We start from the raw sequence: 20,365 nt of genomic DNA, 5'->3' as shown, positions 1-20,365 counted from the left end.
TGATTAGCCGCGCGCAATAACAGCTGCGTCGGCTTCGACCTTTTCGGCCGCTTTCTGGCGGATCAGTTTTTCAAGCTGGTCCACCAGATTTTCATTCGTTAATTTCTGCGACGGCTTGCCGTCGATGTAAATCAGGTTTGGCGTACCGCCGGTCAGGCCCACATGGGCCTCCTTGGCTTCGCCGGGGCCGTTGACCACACAGCCGATCACAGCAACATCCAAGGGGACCAACAGATCATCCAGGCGCCCTTCCAGCTCGTTCATGGTTTTTACCACGTCGAAGTTCTGGCGCGAACAGCTTGGGCACGCGATGAAGTTAATGCCACGGGAACGCAAACGCAGGGATTTGAGAATGTCGTAGCCGACTTTCACTTCTTCTACCGGGTCGGCGGCCAGCGAGATACGAATGGTATCGCCAATGCCCTCGGCGAGCAGCATACCCAGCCCCACGGCAGATTTCACTGTGCCGGAACGCAACCCGCCCGCCTCGGTGATTCCCAAGTGCAAAGGCTGAACGATTTCCTTGGCCAGCAAGCGATAGGCCTCAACGGCCATGAACACATCGGACGCTTTGACGCTGACTTTGAAGTCCTGAAAATTCAGGCGTTCAAGGTGTTCTACGTGACGCAGTGCCGACTCGACCAGTGCGGCAGGCGTCGGCTCGCCGTATTTCTTTTGCAAATCTTTTTCGAGGGAACCGGCATTCACGCCGATACGAATCGGGATACCCCGATCACGTGCTGCATCCACAACGGCACGTACACGGTCTTCGCGACCGATGTTGCCGGGGTTGATACGCAGGCAATCGACACCCAACTCGGCCACACGCAATGCAATGCGGTAGTCAAAGTGAATATCGGCGACCAATGGCACCTTGACCAGTTGCTTGATGCGGCCAAACGCTTCGGCAGCATCCATGTCCGGGACGGAAACCCGCACGATATCGACGCCTGCGGCTTCAAGGCGATTGATCTGAGCAACGGTCGCTGCAACATCATTGGTGTCACTGTTGGTCATGCTCTGAACCGCGATAGGGGCATCGCCACCTACCGGTACAGAGCCAACCCAGATTTTGCGCGATTCGCGACGTTTGATGGGTGATTCGCCGTGCATGACTTATTGACCTAGCTTCAGGCGAGCAGTCTCGCCACTGGTGAAAGGAGCCACATCCACTGCCTGACCGTTGTAGGTCACTTGCGCACCCCGGGCATAGCCCAGACGCAAGCTGAGTGGAGGCTTACCGCTCACTTCAAGATTGTCGCCCTTGCGCTTCAGACCGCCAAACAGCACTTTGCCATTCGCATCGGTGACCTGAGTCCAGCAATCGGCGGTGTACTGCACGCCCACCTTGCCAGCACCTGCCACCGCAGGTGCCGCTTCAGTGACAGGTGCAGCGGGAGCGGCCACGGAGGCAGGCGCCACCGGCGTTGGCATTGGCGCTGCTTGAGCCGCCGGCGCAGGGGTTGCAGGCGCGGGCGCAACAGCAACGGGCGCTTCGGGTACGCCAGGCAGTGCTAACGCAGTCGCGCCCGTCTGGTCGTCTGCGGGTTCGGCCGGGACAGCCGCATCGCCTTCGGTTTTGGCTTCAGCGACGGCCTGATCTTCCGGTTCGTCCAGCGGATGGATCTGGGTTGTGCCGTCCGCGCCTTCCACTTCAACGTGCTCAGGCGTGAGGCCAACAAGGTCTTTGGCGCGCATGGACGTCTGGTCCTGCCACCAGAGAAAGCCGCCGCCGATCACTGCCAGCAGCAGTAACAGGCTGACAATACGCAAGATGGTATGCGACACACGCACGGGCTCTTCGATTCGGCCAAGGCTGTGAACGCTGCTGCCGGTCGAATCCGTTCCTGTGTAGACATCAAACTCATGCACCAGCGCAGCCTGGTCCATGCCCAGCAATTTGGCATAAGCGCGGATGTAGCCACGGGCAAATGTATGACCCGGCAATTTGTCGAACGCGCCCGCCTCAAGATTACTCAAGGAGCTGACCGTGAGATTGAGCTTCAAGGCAACTTCGGCCAATGCCCATCCATTGCTCTCCCGGGCCTGACGCAAGGTCTCGCCGGGATTGACTCGTGTCACTGCTGGAACTTCGGGTTGCGCCGCTTTCATCATTGCTCCGACAGGTATTGCTGATATTCCGGCGTGCCGGGATAAAGTCGTTTTAGTTGCTGGCCAAACGTGGCAGGTGTGGCACGGTCATCGAAGACAGTCGCCAACCGCGCGCCGAGCAATAGACTACGTGCATTTTGCCCACTAAGCAGGCTAAAACGATCGTAATAGTCACGGGCTGGCACATATTGCCTGTCCTGATACGACAGCTCGGCCATCTCCAGCAAGGCTCGCGGCTGCTTCGGATTCAGACGCAGCGCTTTCACCAGATGCTGGCGCGCCACTTCGGGTTGCCCAAGCTTGAGCGCCGTTATACCCAAATTTTCGTAAACACGGGAGCGTTCGGGGTAAAGATTATCGGTCGAGGCTTTCTGAAACTGCGCAAAGGCCTCTTGATAGCGTTGCTGCTCGAACAGGAAACTGCCGTAGTTATTGAGCGTACGCGCGTCTTGGGCACGGGCGCTCAGCGATTGACGGTAACTGTTCTCCGCAAGCTCGGGTTCCATTTCGGACTGATACAGCAAAGCCAGTGCGGCGAGGGTGTCCGGGTCACGCTTGTCGAGTTCGAGTGCCTTACCCAGCGGGATCTTCGCCTGCTCGGCCAAACCTTGCTGCAAATAGCCGAGCCCCAGTTGCACATACGCCTGACGCGCTGCATCACGGCCCTTGTTGGTGCTCAAAGGGTTTGATCCACCCGATGAAACGCAGCCAGCCATTACGCTGACCAACACCACACAAAGCGCCGCGCGCAGGGTCATAGCGTTCCTCTCTTAAGGCCGGGCGGCGGCGTTTTGCGCCAGATCGGCTTCAATCGAAGCAATGTGGCGCTCGCTGCGGCGCGTCCGGTCATTGACCTGCCCCACCAACTGCCCGCACGCCGCGTCGATGTCTTCACCACGCGTGGTGCGCACGGTCACGTTGTAGCCCGCGTTTTGCAGCAGCTCCTGGAAACGGCGAATAGCGTTGTTGCTAGGGCGCTCATAACCGGAGTGAGGAAACGGGTTGAACGGGATCAGGTTGATCTTGCAGGGCGTGTCTTTGAGCAGTTCGATCATTTCACGCGCGTGATCGACATGGTCGTTCACGTCTTTGAGCAAGGTGTACTCAACGGTCAGAACGCGCTTCTCACCCAGGGTCGCCATATAACGACGGCAGGATTCCAGCAACATTTTGAGCGGGTACTTTTTGTTGATTGGCACCAATTGACTGCGCAGTGCGTCATTGGGTGCGTGCAGCGACAACGCCAGCGATACATCGATGTGCTTGGCCAGCTCATCGATCATCGGCACCACGCCAGACGTGGACAGGGTTACCCGGCGCTTGGAGATGCCATAGCCCAGGTCGTCCATCATCAGGTGCATGGCAGCGATAACGTTGTCGAAGTTGAGCAGCGGCTCGCCCATGCCCATCATCACCACGTTGGTGATGGCGCGGTCGATGGTTGCCGGAACGCTGCCAAAGGATTTGTTGGCAATCCACACCTGGCCGATGACTTCAGCGGCCGTGAGGTTGCTATTGAAACCTTGCTTGCCGGTGGAGCAGAAACTGCAATCCAGGGCACAGCCCGCCTGGGACGAAACGCACAAGGTGCCACGTTTGCCCTGGGGAATATAAACGGTCTCGACGCAGCTGCCGGACGCCACGCGAACGACCCATTTACGGGTACCGTCGGTGGATATGTCCTCGCTGACGACTTCAGGACCGCGAACCTCGGCAATGGCCTTGAGCTTATCGCGCAAGGCCTTGCTGACGTTCGTCATGGCGTCGAAATCATCGACGCCAAAGTGGTGAATCCACTTCATGACCTGACCGGCACGGAAACGCTTCTCCCCGATTGAGTCGAAGAATTTCTCCATTTCCGGTTGAGTCAGACCCAACAGGTTAGTTTTGCCAGTCGTTGCAATCATGTCTTCACCCTCACTCACAAGCCGATGCTTATCGAGTGGTTACTTCAGTAGCTGCGAAAAAGTAAGCGATTTCGCGAGCAGCGGCTGCTTCGGAGTCGGAACCGTGAACAGCGTTAGCGTCGATGGATTCAGCGAAGTCAGCACGGATGGTGCCAGCAGCTGCTTCTTTAGGGTTGGTAGCGCCCATCAGCTCACGGTTACGAGCGATAGCGTTTTCGCCTTCCAGAACCTGAACAACAACCGGACCGGAAGTCATGAAGGCAACCAGGTCACCGAAGAAACCACGTTCGCTGTGCTCAGCGTAGAAACCTTCAGCTTCGGCTTTGGACAGTTGCTTCATTTTCGAAGCAACAACGCGCAGGCCAGCGTCTTCGAAACGAGTAACGATCTTGCCGATAACGTTTTTAGCAACGGCGTCAGGCTTGATGATGGAGAAAGTACGTTGAACAGCCATGGTGTAACTCCAGAAACAGTGATTGAAGCGAAAAATTAAACCCGCGAATTATACGCGGGTTCAGGGGTATTGCATAATTACGTGCGTTGCAGGCTTAGTCAGCCTCTTCGATCCACAACCCCTGAATGGCTTCGAGGACCTTTTCCCCTCCGCGATCAGGGACGTCATCGAACTCTGGCAGCGCCATCACCAGATTGCGCAGCTTGACGAAATTCACCGTCAGCGGATCAACATCCGGATGAGCCTCAGCCAGCTGAATCGCGATTTCCTGTACATCAACCCATTTAAGGCTCATGACACTTCCTTTAAAAGCAGAGTCTTATACCGCTCAGAACCTTGGCGCGGCTGAAAAGAGGGAATGACCCGAATCAGTCAGCGCACCCCGGCAGCGATCGAATCAGTGCGGCGCTTCGGCAGCATGATTAAGCGAATACTTCGGGATTTCGACCGTCAGGTCTTCGGTCCCGACCTTGGCCTGACAGCTCAGACGCGAGTGTGCCTCCAGGCCCCACGCGCGATCAAGGTAGTCTTCTTCGAGCTCGTCAGCTTCTTCCAGCGAATCAAACCCTTCGCGAATGATGCAGTGGCAAGTGGTGCAGGCGCAGACGCCACCGCAGGCGCTTTCGATTTCGATGTGGTTGTCATGCGCCACCTCGAGGATCGACTTACCGGTCTCGGCTTCAACAACCATACCGTCCGGGCAATGCTCGGCGTGTGGCAGAAAAATGATCTGCGGCATCAGTTATTCCTCGATTTCATTCAGGTTGCGCCCGGCCAGAGCCGCCTTGACAGTCAGGTCCATACGGCGGGCAGCAAAGGCATCGGTCACATGCGACAGACGCTTGGTTTGCTGCTCAATGGCGTAACCATCGGTGCCTTTTAACAATTCGGACAATTGCTGCATGTGCAGCTCGATCACCTTGCGCTCTTCAGCATCAAGCAGACGGTCACCGTCCACCTCCAGCGCGGCTTGCACGGCTTCGATCAGGCGCCGCGCATCGACTTGCTGCTCACGCAACACGCGAGCCACTTTGTCGTCACCTGCGTACTGGAACGAATCCTTGAGCATTTTGGCGATTTCACCATCCGTCAGGCCGTAGGACGGCTTGACCTGAATACTCGCTTCAACGCCCGATCCCGTTTCACGGGCTGACACGCTGAGCAAACCGTCGGCATCCACCTGGAAAGTCACGCGGATTTTCGCGGCACCTGCGACCATCGGCGGTATGCCACGCAACTCGAAACGCGCCAACGAACGGCAGTCGCTGATCAGCTCGCGCTCACCCTGCAGTACGTGGATCATCATGGCCGTCTGGCCATCTTTGTAAGTGGTGAAATCCTGAGCTCGCGCGACGGGAATCGTGGTGTTGCGAGGAATGACTTTCTCCATCAGGCCACCCATGGTCTCAAGACCGAGCGACAACGGGATCACGTCAAGCAGGAGCAACTCCCCCCCCTCACGTTTGTTGCCCGCGAGCGTATCGGCCTGGATCGCTGCCCCAATGGCAACCACTTGATCCGGGTCGATGTCAGTCAACGGCTGACGGCCAAACATGTCGGCGACTGCCTCGCGCACCCGAGGGACGCGCGTCGATCCACCCACCATGACCACGGCCTGCACATCTTCGACTTCGATATTGGCGTCGCGCACGGCTCGGCGACAGGCTTTGAGGCTGCGGGCGACCATTGGCTCGATCAGCGCATCGAGCCTTTCGCGGGTCAGCTCGGCAGACCACTGGCCAAACGTAACCGTCACGCTCGATGCATCCGTCAGCGCTTCCTTGGCCGCGCAGGCGCTTTGCAGCAGTTGACGCTGAGTGCCGGGGTCCAGATCAGCCGACAACCCTGCCTGCCCGACTATCCAATTAGCAATGGCATGGTCGAAATCGTCACCACCCAGCGCACTGTCGCCGCCGGTCGCCAACACTTCGAATACACCGCCGGTCAGGCGCAGGATTGAAATATCAAACGTGCCGCCGCCCAGATCATAGATAGCGACAACACCTTCAGCAGACTGGTCAAGACCGTAAGCCACCGCAGCAGCCGTCGGTTCATTGAGCAAACGCAACACATTAAGACCAGCCAGCTTGGCCGCATCTTTGGTCGCCTGACGCTGAGCGTCGTCAAAATAAGCGGGGACCGTAATCACGGCACCGACCAATTCACCACCCAGTGTTTTCTCGGCACGCTCGCGCAATACCTTGAGGATTTCAGCCGAAACTTCGACCGGGCTTTTGGGCCCTTGAACCGTATCGATGAACGGCATGTGCGACTCACCGCCCACAAAGCGGTAAGGCAGTTGCTCGCCCAGTTGCTTTACGTCGGACAGACCACGCCCCATCAGGCGCTTGACCGACAACACCGTATTGAACGGATCGGCTGAAGCCGCCAGGCGCGCTGATTCACCCACCTCTACGCGGTCAGGGTGATAACGCACGGCTGAGGGCAAAATGACATTGCCGCTTGCGTCAGCCAGAGGCTCGGAAAGGCCACTGCGCAACGCAGCAACCAGCGAATTGGTGGTGCCCAAGTCGATCCCCACAGCCAGACGTCGCTGGTGCGGTTGAGGACTTTGGCCGGGTTCGGCGATCTGCAGTAGGGCCATCGTTATCAGGACTTATCTGTAATCAGGCGTGCAATCGGAAAAGCACGGAGTTAATCGTCGAGGCGCTCTTCTAGCTGGCGCACTTCGTAAGTGAGCTTGTCGAGGAACTGCATGCGCCGCATCAGGCGTTCGGCCTGTTCACGCTGCGCAACATCATCCCAACAAGCAGCGAAGCTGTCGTTCAAGGCTTGCTGAGCGTCTTTGAGTCGACGCTTGAAAGCTGCAATACCTGCCATGTCGGCGGTGTCGTGCAAGTCTTCAAGTTCTTCGCGCCACTGCATCTGCTGCATCAAAAACTCAGGATCGTGCACCGTTGCTTCCAGAGGCACGTCATTACCCTTGAGTTCGAGCAAATAACGCGCGCGCCTGGATGGGCTTTTGAGTGTCTGATAGGCCTCGTTAAGGCTGGCGGACTGCTCCAGCGCCATGCGCTGCTCCCGCTCGGAAGCATCAGCATAGCGATCCGGGTGAACACCGCGCGCCAACTCACGGTAGCGCGTAGCCAACTGATCGAGGTCCAGGCTGAAGCTCGGTTGCAGTTCAAACAAAGCAAAATGACAAGGAGTACCCACGACTGGCCTCAAATGTTGAAGCTCTCGCCGCAGCCACATTCGCCACGCACGTTGGGGTTATTGAACTTGAAGCCTTCGTTAAGGCCTTCCTTGACGAAATCCAGCTCGGTGCCGTCAAGGTAGGTCAGGCTTTTGGGATCAATGATCACTTTTTCGCCATGGGTTTCAAACACCTGATCGTCTTCGCCCACTTCGTCGACAAACTCCAGCACATAGGCGAGGCCGGAGCAGCCGGTGGTGCGAACACCCAGACGAATCCCCTCACCCTTGCCGCGCCCGTCAAGGGAACGGCGAATATGTCGGGCCGCCGCTTCTGTCATGCTGATAGCCATCGTGACTCCTTACCTGTTGCCAGTTTCTTCACCACATGTGCGCCATATTGGGACGCAATGGATCAGATCAAACCTTTCTTCTGCTTGTAGTCGCGAACGGCAGCCTTGATGGCGTCTTCGGCGAGTACAGAGCAGTGAATCTTGACGGGCGGCAGCGCCAACTCTTCAGCCAGCTGAGTGTTCTTGATGGTCTCTGCTTCGTCCAGAGTCTTGCCTTTCATCCACTCGGTCGCCAGGGAACTGGAAGCAATGGCCGATCCGCAACCGTAGGTCTTGAACTTGGCGTCTTCGATGATGCCCTGCTCGTTAACCTTGATCTGCAAGCGCATCACGTCGCCGCAAGCAGGCGCGCCGACCATGCCGGTACCGACATCCGGGTCTTCCGCGTTCATCTTGCCGACGTTACGTGGGTTCTCGTAGTGGTCAATGACCTTTTCGCTGTAAGCCATAGTACTAATCCTCACTCATCAGAGAGTCGCTCTTGAGCCACTGTAAACGCTGCTATTCGCTGCATTTACAGCGGCTGTCTGCGGCGACTTGAAATATCAGTGCGCCGCCCACTCGATTTTCGAGATGTCGACACCGTCTTTGTACATGTCCCACAGTGGCGACAGTGCGCGCAACTTGGTCACCGCCTCGCACACTTTCTGCGCGGCGTAATCGATTTCTTCTTCCGTGGTGAAACGCCCGAACGTGAAGCGAATCGAGCTGTGGGCCAATTCATCGTTACGACCCAGCGCACGCAACACGTAAGACGGCTCAAGGGAAGCCGAGGTACAGGCCGAACCGGAAGACACGGCCAGATCCTTGAGCGCCATAATCAGCGACTCGCCTTCAACATAGTTGAAGCTCAGGTTCAGGTTGTGCGGCACGCGCGCAGTCATGCTGCCGTTCACGTACAACTCTTCGAGGTGTTCAACCTGCTTGAAGAAACGATCGCTCAACGCCTTGATACGCACGTTTTCAGAAGCCATTTCTTCTTTAGCAATCTGGAACGCTTCACCCATGCCCACGATCTGGTGGGTCGCCAGCGTGCCGGAACGCATACCGCGCTCGTGACCGCCGCCGTGCATGGTGGCTTCGATACGCACGCGAGGCTTACGGCTGACGTACAGGGCGCCGATGCCTTTAGGGCCATAGGTTTTATGAGCCGAGAAGGACATGAGGTCGACTTTGAGCTTGGACAGGTCGATTTCTACCTTGCCCGTGGACTGAGCGGCATCAACGTGGAACAACACACCGCGCGAGCGAGTCAGCTCACCAATGGCAGCGATGTCGTTGATGGTGCCGATCTCGTTGTTCACGTGCATGACCGAAACCAGGATGGTGTCTTCACGCAGGGCCGCTTCAACCATGGCAGGCGTGACCAGACCGTCTTCACCCGGCTCGATGTAGGTCACTTCAAAACCTTCACGCTCCAGCTGACGCATGGTGTCGAGTACGGCTTTGTGTTCAATTTTGTCGGTAATCAGGTGCTTGCCTTTGGACGCATAGAAGTGCGCAGCGCCCTTGATGGCAAGGTTGTTGGCTTCGGTCGCACCGGAGGTCCAGACGATTTCACGCGGATCGGCGTTAATCAGATCTGCGACCTGGCGACGTGCGTTCTCGACCGCTTCTTCGGCCTTCCAGCCAAAAACGTGGGAGCGCGAAGCCGGGTTACCGAAGTTCCCGTCAACCAGCAGGCAGTCGCTCATTTTTTGAGCAACACGCGGATCAACCGGGGTGGTGGCTGAGTAATCAAGGTAAATCGGCAATTTCATGGACTATCTCCTAAATCAGGCTGGCTGGCGCACCGTCGTTTTTATGCAATCACTCGACGGCGGACGCTTCGATCTTATCCAGGTGCGGCGCTTTGCCATTACAGCGGCGCTGATCCTGACGCTGGGCTACTTCTTGTACCTCACGGCGAGTAACAAGATCAGCCAAGCTGATACCGCTGAGAAACTCGTGGATTTGCAGGCTCAGGTCGCACCACAAGTGGTGTGTCAGGCAGGTATCGCCAGCATGGCAATCGCCCAGACCCTGGCAACGTGTCGCATCGACAGACTCGTTGACTGCATCGATCACCTGGGCAACCTGAATACCTTGCATATCGCGCGATAGCTGATAGCCACCGCCTGGGCCACGCACACTGGAAACCAGACTGCTGCGGCGCAACTTGGCGAAGAGTTGCTCAAGGTAGGAAAGGGAAATGCCCTGGCGTTCGGAAATATCGGCCAGGGACACCGGCCCGTGCTGTGCGTGCAACGCCAAATCGAGCATTGCAGTTACGGCGTAACGGCCTTTTGTAGTCAGTCTCATGGACAGGTACCACGGAATTCGGAATGGGGGCGAGTATGCTATTCCCGAGTATTTAAGTCAACTATTAGACCTAGTACTTTAGTCGGGATTACCCGCAAAACAGCGCGCGCATTGTAGCAGGCTATGCGACGTAATGGCACACGAGCGATGCTGCGTTTTACAGCGCGCTCGTTGCCGCAAACCTCAAGAAAGCGTCAGGCCAATGATGCAAGCAGGTGGCGCCGCAACCCTTCACAACCACCTAGAACCACTATCGGCCTAACCGGGCTTGACTTCATCCTTGCCCTGAACACAGGCGAAATCTTCCTCGCGCAATGCGGGCAAGTCCTTGGCGCAGTAGGTACTGCCCAGCTCCTTCAGGGCCCCGCACATACCGTCCAGCTTGCCATCGACGGCTTGCAAATGATCCAGCAATTGTGCAATAGCCCGCGCCACAGGATCGGGCATGTCCTCGCTGACACCGTAAGCATCGAAGCCGATTTTCTCCGCCATCGCCTTACGCCTGGCTTCAACGTCCCCCTCGGCCTTGATGATAATTCGCCCCGGAATCCCAACAACCGTTGCACCCGCAGGCACTGCCTTGGTGACGACCGCATTCGAGCCCACCTTGGCGCCTGCACCCACCGTAAATGGGCCCAGCACCTTGGCGCCCGCACCGACGACGACACCGTTCTCCAGCGTAGGATGGCGCTTGCCTTTGTTCCAACTGGTGCCACCCAGGGTTACACCCTGATAAAGCGTGACGTCATCACCGATCTCTGCGGTCTCGCCGATCACAATCCCCATCCCGTGATCAATGAAGAAACGACGACCCACCTTGGCACCCGGATGAATTTCAATGCCCGTCATCCAGCGTCCGAAGTTAGAGACCAGCCGCGCCATCCACTTCCAGCCTGCATGCCACAACCACCCCGACAATCGATGAAGCCAGATGGCGTGCATGCCCGGGTAACAGGTCAACACTTCAAACGCATTGCGCGCAGCAGGATCGCGATGAAACACACTCTGGATATCTTCACGCAGACGCTCGAACATCTTCAATCCTTGCGCTTGAGCAGCTCGCCACGGGCTGCTTTTTGGGTTTCGGTCAGAATGCCACGCAATATATTCATCTCGGCACGACTTACCGAGCTACGACCATACAAACGACGCAGGCGCGCCATCAGGTGACGCGGTTTTTCAGGATCGAGAAACTCGATCGCCACCAAGGTCTGCTCCAGGTGCTCGTAGAAACGCTCGAGCTCATCCATCGTCGCCAACTCTCCACTTTTGGTGGAGGCAACTTCATCCTTCTCGACCTTGCTCGGCTGCCCCTGCGCAGCCAGCCACGACATGCGAATTTCGTAGCTCAGCACTTGCACAGCGGCCCCCAGATTCAGCGAGCTGAACTCAGGGTCCGACGGAATGTGCACATGATAATGACAGCGCTGCAACTCTTCATTGGTCAGGCCGGAATCTTCGCGACCGAAAACCAAGGCTATCTCGGCGCCTTGAGCCGCCTCATCCACGACCTTTTGCCCGCATTCGCGCGGATCCAGCAGCGGCCAGGGAATCCGGCGATCGCGCGCACTGGTGCCCAGGACCAGGTTGCAACCCACCAGCGCCTCTTCAAGGGTCGCAACCACTTGGGCACGTTCGAGGATGTCACCGGCGCCCGAAGCACGCGCATCCGCCTCGTGATGAGGAAACAGTCTTGGCTCTACCAGAACCAATCGCGACAAGCCCATGTTTTTCATGGCACGCGCAGCACCGCCGATATTGCCGGGATGACTGGTATTGACCAGAACGACACGAATATTTGACAGCAATGGAAGCGCTCACAGACCGTTAAGAGGGTGCAAATCTTACCTAAGCCCATCACCTTACGCCACGAAAGCTAACGCAAACCTTCATATGCCAAACTTTTCTGCTAGAATGTTCGGCTTTCTTTAACGACCTAGGTGAAACGTCCATGCAGCCCATGCTGAATATCGCGCTGCGCGCCGCCCGCAGCGCCAGTGAATTGATTTTCCGCTCCATCGAGCGCCTGGATACCATCAAGGTTGACGAAAAAGACGCCAAGGATTACGTCTCTGAAGTCGATCGTGCTGCCGAACAGAAAATCATCGACGCCTTGCGCAAGGCTTATCCGACCCACGGCATTCTCGGTGAAGAAACCGGCCTGCATGCGGGCAGCGGCGAAGGTGCTGACTACCTGTGGATCATCGACCCGCTCGATGGCACCACCAACTTCCTGCGCGGCGTTCCGCACTTCGCTGTCAGCATCGCCTGCAAATACCGCGGCCGCCTTGAGCACGCCGTCGTCCTTGATCCGGTTCGCCAGGAAGAATTCACCGCCAGCCGTGGTCGCGGCGCTCAACTGAATGGTCGCCGCCTGCGTGTCAGCGGCCGCACCAGCCTGGAAGGCGCCCTGCTGGGTACCGGCTTCCCGTTCCGCGACAACCAAATGGATAACCTGGATAACTACCTGGGCATGTTCCGCAGCCTGGTAGGCCAAACTGCAGGCATTCGTCGCGCCGGCGCTGCGAGCCTGGACCTGGCTTACGTCGCAGCAGGCCGCTTCGATGCATTCTGGGAGTCCGGCCTGTCCGAATGGGACATGGCTGCGGGCGCCCTGCTGATTCAAGAAGCAGGCGGCCTTGTCAGCGACTTCACTGGTAGCCACGATTTCCTTGAAAAGGGTCACATCGTTGCCGGCAACACCAAGTGCTTCAAAGCCGTACTGACTGCAATCCAGCCTCACTTGCCGGCCTCGCTGAAACGCTAAGCGAACCGCGCAAATCAAAAAAGCACCCCTCGGGGTGCTTTTTTTTGGGCCTACTTCAATACACCTTGATCGCTGCGCCCACCGATAAACGGCGAGAGGCCGAACTGACTCTACTGCCTCTAAAGCGGTATCAATTGAGTATGAGCTTGCCCTGCTTGTCGACGGCAATTTCGCTGCCCGGCTCGTGATCCATCCGAACCTTGCCTTCCTTACCGTCCAGCACGTAACGCACGTCGTAACCCACCACCTTGTCACTGATGTCGTTGACGGTATTGCAGCGGGTTTGAGTCGTGGTGTACGTATCGCGGTTCTGCATGCCTTCCTGAACCTTGTTACCGGCATAGCCACCGCCTACGGCACCCGCAACGGTCGCAATCTTCTTGCCGTTACCGCCACCCACCTGATTACCCAACAAACCACCCGCTACAGCACCAATGACACTGCCAACAATTTGATGCTCATCCTTAACCGCCGCACGACGCGTTACGGTTACGTCCTTACACACCTCGCGAGGGGTTTTAATCTGTTGCTTGACCGGCTGAACAGCCAGCACCTGCGCAGACTCAGGGGCTTTAACCAAGCTGTAAGTAGCAACAGCACCACCGGCAGTGACACCGACAGCACCCAAAACAGCACCTACCAGCAAAGATTTATTCACGTGAACCTCCAGGCCTTTCTACGCAGGAACAATCCCGCGCTAATCCCAGCCTTGGAGCATAAAAAAAGGCGCGAGTTCAATACTCGCGCCTTTTTAGTGACCATTGGCCATCAACGAACGGTCATGGACGGTCGTCGATTTCCTTTTCACTCGCCGCGGGCGGAATCAGATCCTCAGCATTGAGATTCAGCCAGATCAGCACCACGTTGGCGATGTAGATCGACGAGTAAGTACCCGCCAACACACCGACAAACAGGGCAATCGAGAAACCCCAGAGATTGTCGCCACCAAAGATCAGCAGCGCCGCAATGGCCAGCAACGTGGAGATCGACGTCGCCATGGTCCGCAGCAGGGTCTGTGTGGTCGAGATGTTGATGTTCTCGATCAGGCTCGCCTTGCGCAGCACACGGAAGTTCTCCCGCACCCGGTCAAACACAACAATGGTGTCGTTGAGCGAGTAACCAATGATCGCCAGCACCGCCGCCAGCACCGTCAGGTCAAACGTGATCTGGAACCACGACAACACGCCCATGGTCACGATCACGTCATGCACCAGCGAAACAATGGCACCGACCGCGAACTTCCACTGAAAGCGGAACGCGAGGTACAACATGATGCCGCCCAAGGCCATGAGCATGCCCAGACCACCCTGGTCGCGCAGCTCTTCACCCACTTGCGGGCCCACGAACTCGACGCGCTTGATCACGGCCGGGTTGTCGGTATCCGCCTGACCCAGCGCCGCCGCAACCTTGTTGCCCAGCAATGGATCATCGCCCGGCATGCGTACCAGCAAGTCAGTGGTCGCACCAAAGCTCTGCACGACCGCATCGTGAAAACCAGCCGTCACCAGCTCGTTGCGCACTTTGGTCAGATCAGCCGGCTTCTCGTAGGTCAGCTCGATGAGCGTACCGCCAGTGAAGTCCAGGCCGTAGTTCAGACCTTTGTGGAACATGCTGAACAAGGCCAGCACGGTAAGCAGCAAAGTGACGCCGAACGCAACGTTGCGAACGCCCATGAAGTTGATTGTACGTAACATGGCAGCCCCTTAAATCCACAACTTCTTGAAGTCCCGACCGCCGTAAACCAGGTTGACCAACGCGCGGGTCACCATGATGGCCGTGAACATCGAGGTAAAGATCCCGAGGGACATGGTCACCGCAAAGCCTTTGACCGGCCCGGTACCCATGGCAAACAGAATCCCGCCGACCAACAGGGTTGTCAGGTTGGAGTCGACAATCGCCGTGAACGCGCGATTGAAGCCTTCATTGATCGCCCGCTGTGGCGTCATGCCATTGGCAATTTCCTCACGGATACGCGAGAAGATCAGCACGTTGGCGTCGACCGCCATACCCATCGTCAATACGATACCGGCGATACCCGGCAGGGTCAGCGTAGCCCCCAGCAAAGACATCAAGGCCAGCAGCAGTACCATGTTGCCCGCCAGTGCCACCGTCGCAATCACACCGAAGAAGCGATAGATCGCGATGATAAAGATGGACACAAACAGCATGCCCCACAGCGACGCATCAATGCCCTTGGTGATGTTGTCAGCACCCAGGCTCGGACCAATGGTGCGCTCTTCAGCGAAGTACATCGGTGCAGCCAGACCACCGGCACGCAGCAACAGCGCCAGCTCGGAAGCCTCACCCTGACCGTTCAGACCGGTAATCCGGAACTGACTGCCCAGCGGCGACTGAATGGTCGCCAGACTGATGATTTTTTTCTCTTCCTTGAAGGCCTGGACCGGCACTTCTTTCTCGACACCATCGACCACTTGCTTGGTGTAGGTCGTCACCGGCTTCTGCTCGATGAAGATCACCGCCATGCTGCGACCGACGTTGCTGCGCGTGGAACGACTCATCAACTCGCCACCATGACCATCAAGCTTGATGTTCACCTGTGGACGACCATGCTCGTCAAAACCTGCCTGCGCATCCGTTACCTGATCACCGGTGATGATCAAACCACGCTCGATTTGCGCGGAAGGACGATTGCCTTCACGGAACTCGAACGTTTCGGAAGTGGCTTTGGAAGCGCCCGGCTCTGCCGCCAGACGGAACTCAAGGTTGGCCGTCTTGCCCAGAATACGCTTGGCTTCGGCGGTGTCTTGCACGCCCGGCAGCTCGACCACGATGCGGTTAGCACCCTGACGCTGAACCAAAGGCTCGGCAACACCCAACTCGTTCACCCGGTTACGGACAGTGGTCAGGTTTTGCTTGATGGAATATTCACGGATTTCCGCCAGCTTGGCCGGGGTCATCGCCAGACGCAGCACCGGCTGACCATTGAGGTCGGCAGCGGTAATGTCGAAGTCGTTGAAGTTTTTGCGAATCAGGCTACGCGCTTGCTCACGGATCGCTTCGTCGGCAAAGCCCAACTGAATGGCGCCATTGAGTTGCGGCAGACTGCGATAGCGCAGCTTGTCTTTACGCAACAGGCTTTTGACGTCGCTTTCGTACACTTTCATGCGCGCGTCAACGGCCTTGTCCATGTCCACTTCCAACAGGAAATGCACACCGCCGGACAAGTCCAGACCCAGCTTCATCGGGTGAGCACCCAGATTACGCAGCCATTGCGGCGTGGTCTGAGCCAGGTTCAGTGCAACGACATAGTCGTCACCCAACGCCTTGCGCACCACGTCTTTGGCCGGCAACTGATCGTCTTTGCTCGCCAGGCGCAACAAGCCGCCCTTGCCGTTCTGGGCCAGTGTCGCGCCTTTCACCGCAATGCCAGCATCCTTGAGCGCCTTGCTCGCACGCTCCAGGTCAGCATCAGTGACTTGCAGCGCCGTGCTCGCGCCCGACACCTGAATTGCAGGGTCATCCGGGTAGAGATTGGGAGCGGAATAAATAAAACCGATCGCCAGCACCGCCAGGATCAGTACGTATTTCCACAGAGGGTATTTGTTCAGCATCAATCACGCCGCCCGCTTAGAACGCGGGGCGCCTTGCGCGCCCCGTCGATTGTTAAAAGTTGAAACTTTAGATCGCTTTCAGCGTGCCTTTAGGCAACGTGGCGGCTACAGCGCCCTTCTGAATTTTCAGCTCGACAGTGTCAGACACTTCGATCACAACAAAAGCGTCAGTCACTTTGGTGATTTTGCCGGCGATGCCGCCAGTGGTAACGACTTCGTCGCCTTTTTGCAGGTTACCCAACAGGGCTTTCTGCTCTTTGGCGCGCTTGGCCTGCGGGCGCCAGATCATCAGGTAGAAGATGACCAGGAAGCCGACCAGGAAAATCCACTCAAAACCAGTACCGGCTGGGCCAGCAGCAGGTGCAGCAGCGTCCGCGAAAGCGGGAGAGATGAAAAAGCTCATTAAGCACTCCAGTTGCAAAAAGTGTTTCTTAGGGTCCGAAAATCAGTCCAGGGGCGGTACAGGCAACCCGCGCTTGGCATAGAAGGCATCGACAAAGGCGGCCAATGTACCCTGTTGAATAGCCTCGCGCAAACCAGCCATGAGCACCTGATAGTGCCGCAAATTGTGGATGGTATTGAGCATGCTACCCAGCATTTCACCGCACTTGTCCAGATGATGCAGATAAGCACGGGAGAAGTTCTGGCAGGTATAGCAATCGCAGGTCGGATCCAGCGGCGAATCATCATGGCGATGGAACGCGTTGCGGATCTTCAACACACCGGTGTCGATAAACAGATGCCCATTGCGGGCATTACGGGTTGGCATCACGCAATCGAACATGTCCACACCGCGGCGCACACCCTCCACGAGATCTTCAGGCTTGCCAACCCCCATAAGGTAACGAGGTTTGTCAGCTGGCATCATGGCGGGCAGGTAGTCCAGCACCTTGATCATCTCGTGCTTGGGTTCACCCACCGACAGTCCGCCAATGGCCAGACCATCGAAGCCGATCTTGTTCAACCCTTCCAGCGAACGCTCGCGCAGGTTCTGGTGCATGCCACCCTGAACGATACCGAACAGTGCCGCCGTGTTATCGCCGTGGGCGTTTTTGGAACGCTGAGCCCAGCGCAACGACAGCTCCATCGAAACACGGGCCACGTCTTCATCGGCCGGGTACGGGGTGCACTCGTCGAAAATCATCACCACGTCAGAACCCAGGTCACGCTGGACCTGCATCGACTCCTCCGGCCCCATGAACACCTTGGCACCATCGACCGGGGAAGCGAAGGTGACGCCCTCTTCTTTAATCTTGCGCATCGCGCCAAGGCTGAACACCTGAAAGCCGCCCGAGTCGGTCAGGATAGGCCCTTGCCATTTCATGAAGTCATGCAGGTCGCCGTGCTTCTTGATGACTTCAGTGCCCGGACGCAGCCAGAGGTGAAAGGTGTTGCCTAAAATCATCTGCGCGCCAATCGCTTCGATATCGCGCGGCAGCATGCCTTTGACCGTACCGTAAGTTCCTACCGGCATGAACGCAGGGGTTTCCACCACACCACGCGGGAAGGTCAGACGACCGCGACGCGCCTTGCCATCAGTGGCCAGCAGTTCGAAGGACATACGACAGTTGCTCATGCTTGATCCTCTGGGGCCGGGGCGGGAGCCGTCGGCGCAGGATTGCGGGTGATGAACATTGCATCACCGTAACTAAAGAAGCGGTACCCCTGCTCAACCGCAGCCTTATAGGCCGCCATGGTTTCGGGGTAGCCGGCGAACGCCGAAACCAGCATCAACAGCGTGGATTCCGGCAAATGGAAGTTGGTCACCAGCGCATCGACCACATGAAACGGCCGGCCAGGGAAAATAAAAATGTCCGTGTCACCACTGAACGGCTTGAGCGTACCGTCGCGCGCGGCACTTTCGAGCGACCGCACACTGGTGGTGCCCACCGCAATTACGCGACCGCCGCGCGCGCGGCAGGCGGCCACGGCGTCGACCACCTCCTGACCCACTTCCAGCCACTCGGTGTGCATGTGATGGTCTTCAAGACGCTCAACCCGCACCGGCTGGAACGTGCCCGCCCCTACGTGCAACGTCACGAATGCGGTCTCGACACCTTTGGCGGCGATGGCCTGCATCAGCGGCTCATCGAAATGCAGCCCGGCGGTGGGCGCTGCCACAGCACCAAGACGTTGAGCGTAGACCGTTTGATAACGCTCGCGGTCGGCACCTTCGTCAGGACGATCGATGTAAGGCGGCAGGGGCATGTGCCCGACACGGTCCAGCAACGGCAGCACTTCTTCAGCAAAACCCAGCTCGAACAACGCATCATGGCGCGCCAGCATTTGGGCCTCGCCACCGCCATCGATCAGGATTTTCGACCCCGGTTTGGGCGACTTGCTGGAGCGCACATGCGCCAGCACCCGATGGCTGTCGAGCACCCGCTCGACGAGGATTTCGAGCTTGCCGCCGGAGGCCTTCTGGCCAAACAGGCGGGCCGGAATCACCCGGGTATTGTTAAACACCATCAAATCGCCCGAACGCAAATGTTCAAGCAAATCAGTGAATTGACGATGAGCCAGCGCCCCGCTCTCCCCATCCAGGGTCAGCAGGCGGCTGTTGCGGCGCTCCGCCAAAGGATGGCGTGCGATGAGCGAATCAGGGAGTTCGAAAGTAAAGTCAGCAACGCGCATGATAGGTTTCGTCTAGCAGGGCCGGGGAGTTTAACGGACTTAGCAAAAATAGACCAATAAGTTGTTGACCGACCTAAAGCTCATCTCTATACTTCGCCGCCATTGAGCCCTGATGGCGGAATTGGTAGACGCGGCGGATTCAAAATCCGTTTTCGAAAGAAGTGGGAGTTCGAGTCTCCCTCGGGGCACCATCTTAAAAAAAGACCTTGAAATTCAAGGTCTTTTTTTTCGCCTGCAGAAAAGTGAACGCTGCCATACGGCACCTTCTAACAGGAAATCCCAACATGGAATCGTCACTGGAGACTGTCGCCCTTTTCTCTCTGAAATTGGTCTATGAGACCGACGGTCATAGCCCGATTCTGCGTGACGACCCGGTGATGGATGACTATCAGCGCGAAGTATTTGCGTTGCTGGTGCGCAAAGACGACGCCCCTGGCATTCAGGCAAAAGTGGCGGATTGTCTGAGCCAGGCGCTGAACGCGTTAGGCGGCACACAAAAGCCCTTGGGACGCGAACTGCACAAGCTAGCCACCGCCTTCGCTCAGGCTCAAACCTTGGAGCAAATGGGCACGCCGCTGACTCACCTCACGAGTTACTTGAAAGACATTCAGTGATCGGCGTCCTGAAAGGTCTCCAGATAGGCCAGCAGGTTGTCGATTTTTTCCTGATCGCTGATCCCCCAGAAAATCATGCGCGTACCACTGACGACCTTCTTCGGGGCTTCGATGTAGGCCGCCAGCTTGTCCTTGGTCCACACCACGCCTGAATGCTTCATGGCGTCGGAGTATTGATAGTCGGGGGTTGCCCCGGCAGGCCGTCCGATCACGCCATTGAGTTGCGGGCCAAAACCGCCCCGGGCGCCTTTGCCGATGCTGTGGCAACCCGCGCACATTTTCGTGAATAACCTGCCACCCGCTTCAGCATCCCCCGCTGCGACGGCCGCTGAGCTCATCATTCCGGCAGCGACAATCAGGGCCAGGCCTGGCAAGACGGGGGATTTCATGGGCGACTCCAGTCAGATGTTGCAAACAATGTCAGTGACCCATTATGCCCGCACCCGCGACGTCTCTCCAATCACGGCCCAACACCGCTGTGTATGCATCCGCGCA

At 57.5% G+C, this 20,365-nt stretch carries 24 protein-coding genes and 1 tRNA gene; 3 read left to right on the top strand and 22 right to left on the bottom strand.

Features of this window, described 5'->3' with window-relative positions; genetic code table 11:
• Positions 1–3: 3 nt before the first annotated feature.
• The 15 genes from ispG to trmJ all read right to left on the bottom strand — a co-directional run bounded on the left by ispG (position 4) and on the right by trmJ (position 12,091).
• Entirely contained in the window at positions 4–1,113 is a 1,110-nt protein-coding gene (gene ispG / locus V6F78_RS16870) for a flavodoxin-dependent (E)-4-hydroxy-3-methylbut-2-enyl-diphosphate synthase (RefSeq protein ID WP_047273860.1), read from the bottom strand.
• Positions 1,114–1,116: 3 nt separating this feature from the next.
• Positions 1,117–2,112 carry a RodZ family helix-turn-helix domain-containing protein gene (locus V6F78_RS16865; protein ID WP_332727904.1) on the bottom strand — a complete coding sequence of 332 codons (996 nt, stop codon included), beginning with the start codon at positions 2,110–2,112 and terminating at the stop codon, positions 1,117–1,119.
• Entirely contained in the window at positions 2,112–2,870 is a 759-nt protein-coding gene (gene pilW, locus V6F78_RS16860) for a type IV pilus biogenesis/stability protein PilW (protein WP_094990575.1), read from the bottom strand. The genes V6F78_RS16865 and pilW overlap by 1 nt, the downstream gene beginning before the upstream one ends.
• Before the next feature lie 12 nt (positions 2,871–2,882).
• Complete coding sequence (rlmN, locus tag V6F78_RS16855; protein ID WP_047273855.1) at positions 2,883–4,019, bottom strand: 23S rRNA (adenine(2503)-C(2))-methyltransferase RlmN; 1,137 nt, start codon at positions 4,017–4,019, stop codon at positions 2,883–2,885.
• Between the two features lie 28 nt (positions 4,020–4,047).
• Positions 4,048–4,473 (bottom strand): nucleoside-diphosphate kinase, encoded by a 426-nt coding sequence (gene ndk, locus V6F78_RS16850; RefSeq protein WP_047273854.1) that lies wholly within the window; start codon positions 4,471–4,473, stop codon positions 4,048–4,050.
• 94 nt (positions 4,474–4,567) lie between these two features.
• Positions 4,568–4,768: a Fe-S cluster assembly protein IscX gene (iscX, locus tag V6F78_RS16845; protein WP_048374532.1), complete on the bottom strand. Its 201-nt coding sequence runs from the start codon at positions 4,766–4,768 to the stop codon at positions 4,568–4,570.
• Between the two features lie 102 nt (positions 4,769–4,870).
• Positions 4,871–5,212, bottom strand: coding sequence for an ISC system 2Fe-2S type ferredoxin (gene fdx, locus V6F78_RS16840; protein ID WP_047273851.1), 342 nt, complete (start codon positions 5,210–5,212; stop codon positions 4,871–4,873).
• 3 nt (positions 5,213–5,215) lie between these two features.
• Entirely contained in the window at positions 5,216–7,078 is a 1,863-nt protein-coding gene (hscA, locus tag V6F78_RS16835; RefSeq protein WP_332727899.1) for a Fe-S protein assembly chaperone HscA, read from the bottom strand.
• A gap of 50 nt (positions 7,079–7,128) precedes the next feature.
• The gene (gene hscB / locus V6F78_RS16830) at positions 7,129–7,650 is read right to left on the bottom strand and encodes a co-chaperone HscB (RefSeq protein WP_047295442.1); all 522 of its coding nucleotides are present in this window, start codon (positions 7,648–7,650) and stop codon (positions 7,129–7,131) included.
• An 8-nt stretch (positions 7,651–7,658) separates the two neighbouring features.
• Positions 7,659–7,982, bottom strand: a complete 324-nt coding sequence (gene iscA / locus V6F78_RS16825; protein WP_047273844.1) for an iron-sulfur cluster assembly protein IscA — start codon at positions 7,980–7,982, stop codon at positions 7,659–7,661.
• Positions 7,983–8,044: 62 nt separating this feature from the next.
• Positions 8,045–8,431, bottom strand: a complete 387-nt coding sequence (gene iscU / locus V6F78_RS16820) for a Fe-S cluster assembly scaffold IscU (RefSeq protein WP_007929523.1) — start codon at positions 8,429–8,431, stop codon at positions 8,045–8,047.
• A 96-nt stretch (positions 8,432–8,527) separates the two neighbouring features.
• Complete coding sequence (locus V6F78_RS16815) at positions 8,528–9,742, bottom strand: IscS subfamily cysteine desulfurase (protein ID WP_332727896.1); 1,215 nt, start codon at positions 9,740–9,742, stop codon at positions 8,528–8,530.
• Positions 9,743–9,791: 49 nt separating this feature from the next.
• On the bottom strand, positions 9,792–10,283 hold the full coding sequence (gene iscR, locus V6F78_RS16810; protein ID WP_047273839.1) for a Fe-S cluster assembly transcriptional regulator IscR: 492 nt from the start codon (positions 10,281–10,283) through the stop codon (positions 9,792–9,794).
• Positions 10,284–10,541: 258 nt separating this feature from the next.
• Positions 10,542–11,318: a serine O-acetyltransferase gene (cysE, locus tag V6F78_RS16805; RefSeq protein ID WP_048374529.1), complete on the bottom strand. Its 777-nt coding sequence runs from the start codon at positions 11,316–11,318 to the stop codon at positions 10,542–10,544.
• A gap of 2 nt (positions 11,319–11,320) precedes the next feature.
• On the bottom strand, positions 11,321–12,091 hold the full coding sequence (gene trmJ, locus V6F78_RS16800) for a tRNA (cytosine(32)/uridine(32)-2'-O)-methyltransferase TrmJ (protein WP_048374527.1): 771 nt from the start codon (positions 12,089–12,091) through the stop codon (positions 11,321–11,323).
• A gap of 143 nt (positions 12,092–12,234) precedes the next feature.
• Between trmJ and suhB the strand changes: the two genes are divergently transcribed.
• A complete protein-coding gene (gene suhB, locus V6F78_RS16795) occupies positions 12,235–13,050 on the top strand; it encodes a type III secretion system regulator SuhB (protein ID WP_047273836.1) in 816 nt (271 codons plus the stop codon).
• A 130-nt stretch (positions 13,051–13,180) separates the two neighbouring features.
• On the opposite strand, the gene V6F78_RS16790 is transcribed toward suhB, so the two are convergent.
• The 6 genes from V6F78_RS16790 to queA all read right to left on the bottom strand — a co-directional run bounded on the left by V6F78_RS16790 (position 13,181) and on the right by queA (position 19,256).
• Entirely contained in the window at positions 13,181–13,708 is a 528-nt protein-coding gene (locus tag V6F78_RS16790) for a glycine zipper 2TM domain-containing protein (RefSeq protein WP_047273835.1), read from the bottom strand.
• 121 nt (positions 13,709–13,829) lie between these two features.
• Positions 13,830–14,744 carry a protein translocase subunit SecF gene (secF, locus tag V6F78_RS16785; RefSeq protein ID WP_047295447.1) on the bottom strand — a complete coding sequence of 305 codons (915 nt, stop codon included), beginning with the start codon at positions 14,742–14,744 and terminating at the stop codon, positions 13,830–13,832.
• A 9-nt stretch (positions 14,745–14,753) separates the two neighbouring features.
• Complete coding sequence (secD, locus tag V6F78_RS16780) at positions 14,754–16,622, bottom strand: protein translocase subunit SecD (protein WP_047295449.1); 1,869 nt, start codon at positions 16,620–16,622, stop codon at positions 14,754–14,756.
• A 67-nt stretch (positions 16,623–16,689) separates the two neighbouring features.
• A complete protein-coding gene (gene yajC / locus V6F78_RS16775; protein WP_047273832.1) occupies positions 16,690–17,025 on the bottom strand; it encodes a preprotein translocase subunit YajC in 336 nt (111 codons plus the stop codon).
• Positions 17,026–17,067: 42 nt separating this feature from the next.
• Positions 17,068–18,183, bottom strand: coding sequence for a tRNA guanosine(34) transglycosylase Tgt (gene tgt / locus V6F78_RS16770; RefSeq protein ID WP_047281236.1), 1,116 nt, complete (start codon positions 18,181–18,183; stop codon positions 17,068–17,070).
• A gap of 11 nt (positions 18,184–18,194) precedes the next feature.
• A complete protein-coding gene (gene queA / locus V6F78_RS16765; protein ID WP_047281226.1) occupies positions 18,195–19,256 on the bottom strand; it encodes a tRNA preQ1(34) S-adenosylmethionine ribosyltransferase-isomerase QueA in 1,062 nt (353 codons plus the stop codon).
• A gap of 106 nt (positions 19,257–19,362) precedes the next feature.
• Here queA and V6F78_RS16760 point away from each other — a divergent pair.
• Positions 19,363–19,447 (top strand) — tRNA-Leu (locus tag V6F78_RS16760).
• Between the two features lie 93 nt (positions 19,448–19,540).
• Entirely contained in the window at positions 19,541–19,870 is a 330-nt protein-coding gene (locus V6F78_RS16755) for a hypothetical protein (RefSeq protein WP_047278854.1), read from the top strand.
• On the opposite strand, the gene V6F78_RS16750 is transcribed toward V6F78_RS16755, so the two are convergent.
• A complete protein-coding gene (locus V6F78_RS16750) occupies positions 19,864–20,259 on the bottom strand; it encodes a c-type cytochrome (protein ID WP_047295452.1) in 396 nt (131 codons plus the stop codon). The genes V6F78_RS16755 and V6F78_RS16750 overlap by 7 nt on opposite strands.
• Positions 20,260–20,365 lie beyond the last annotated feature (106 nt).

This window comes from Pseudomonas sp. ESBL9 (genome assembly GCF_036668715.1).
GTDB classification, from domain to species: domain Bacteria; phylum Pseudomonadota; class Gammaproteobacteria; order Pseudomonadales; family Pseudomonadaceae; genus Aquipseudomonas; species Aquipseudomonas lundensis.
This window is presented reverse-complemented; position numbering and strand designations above follow the sequence as displayed.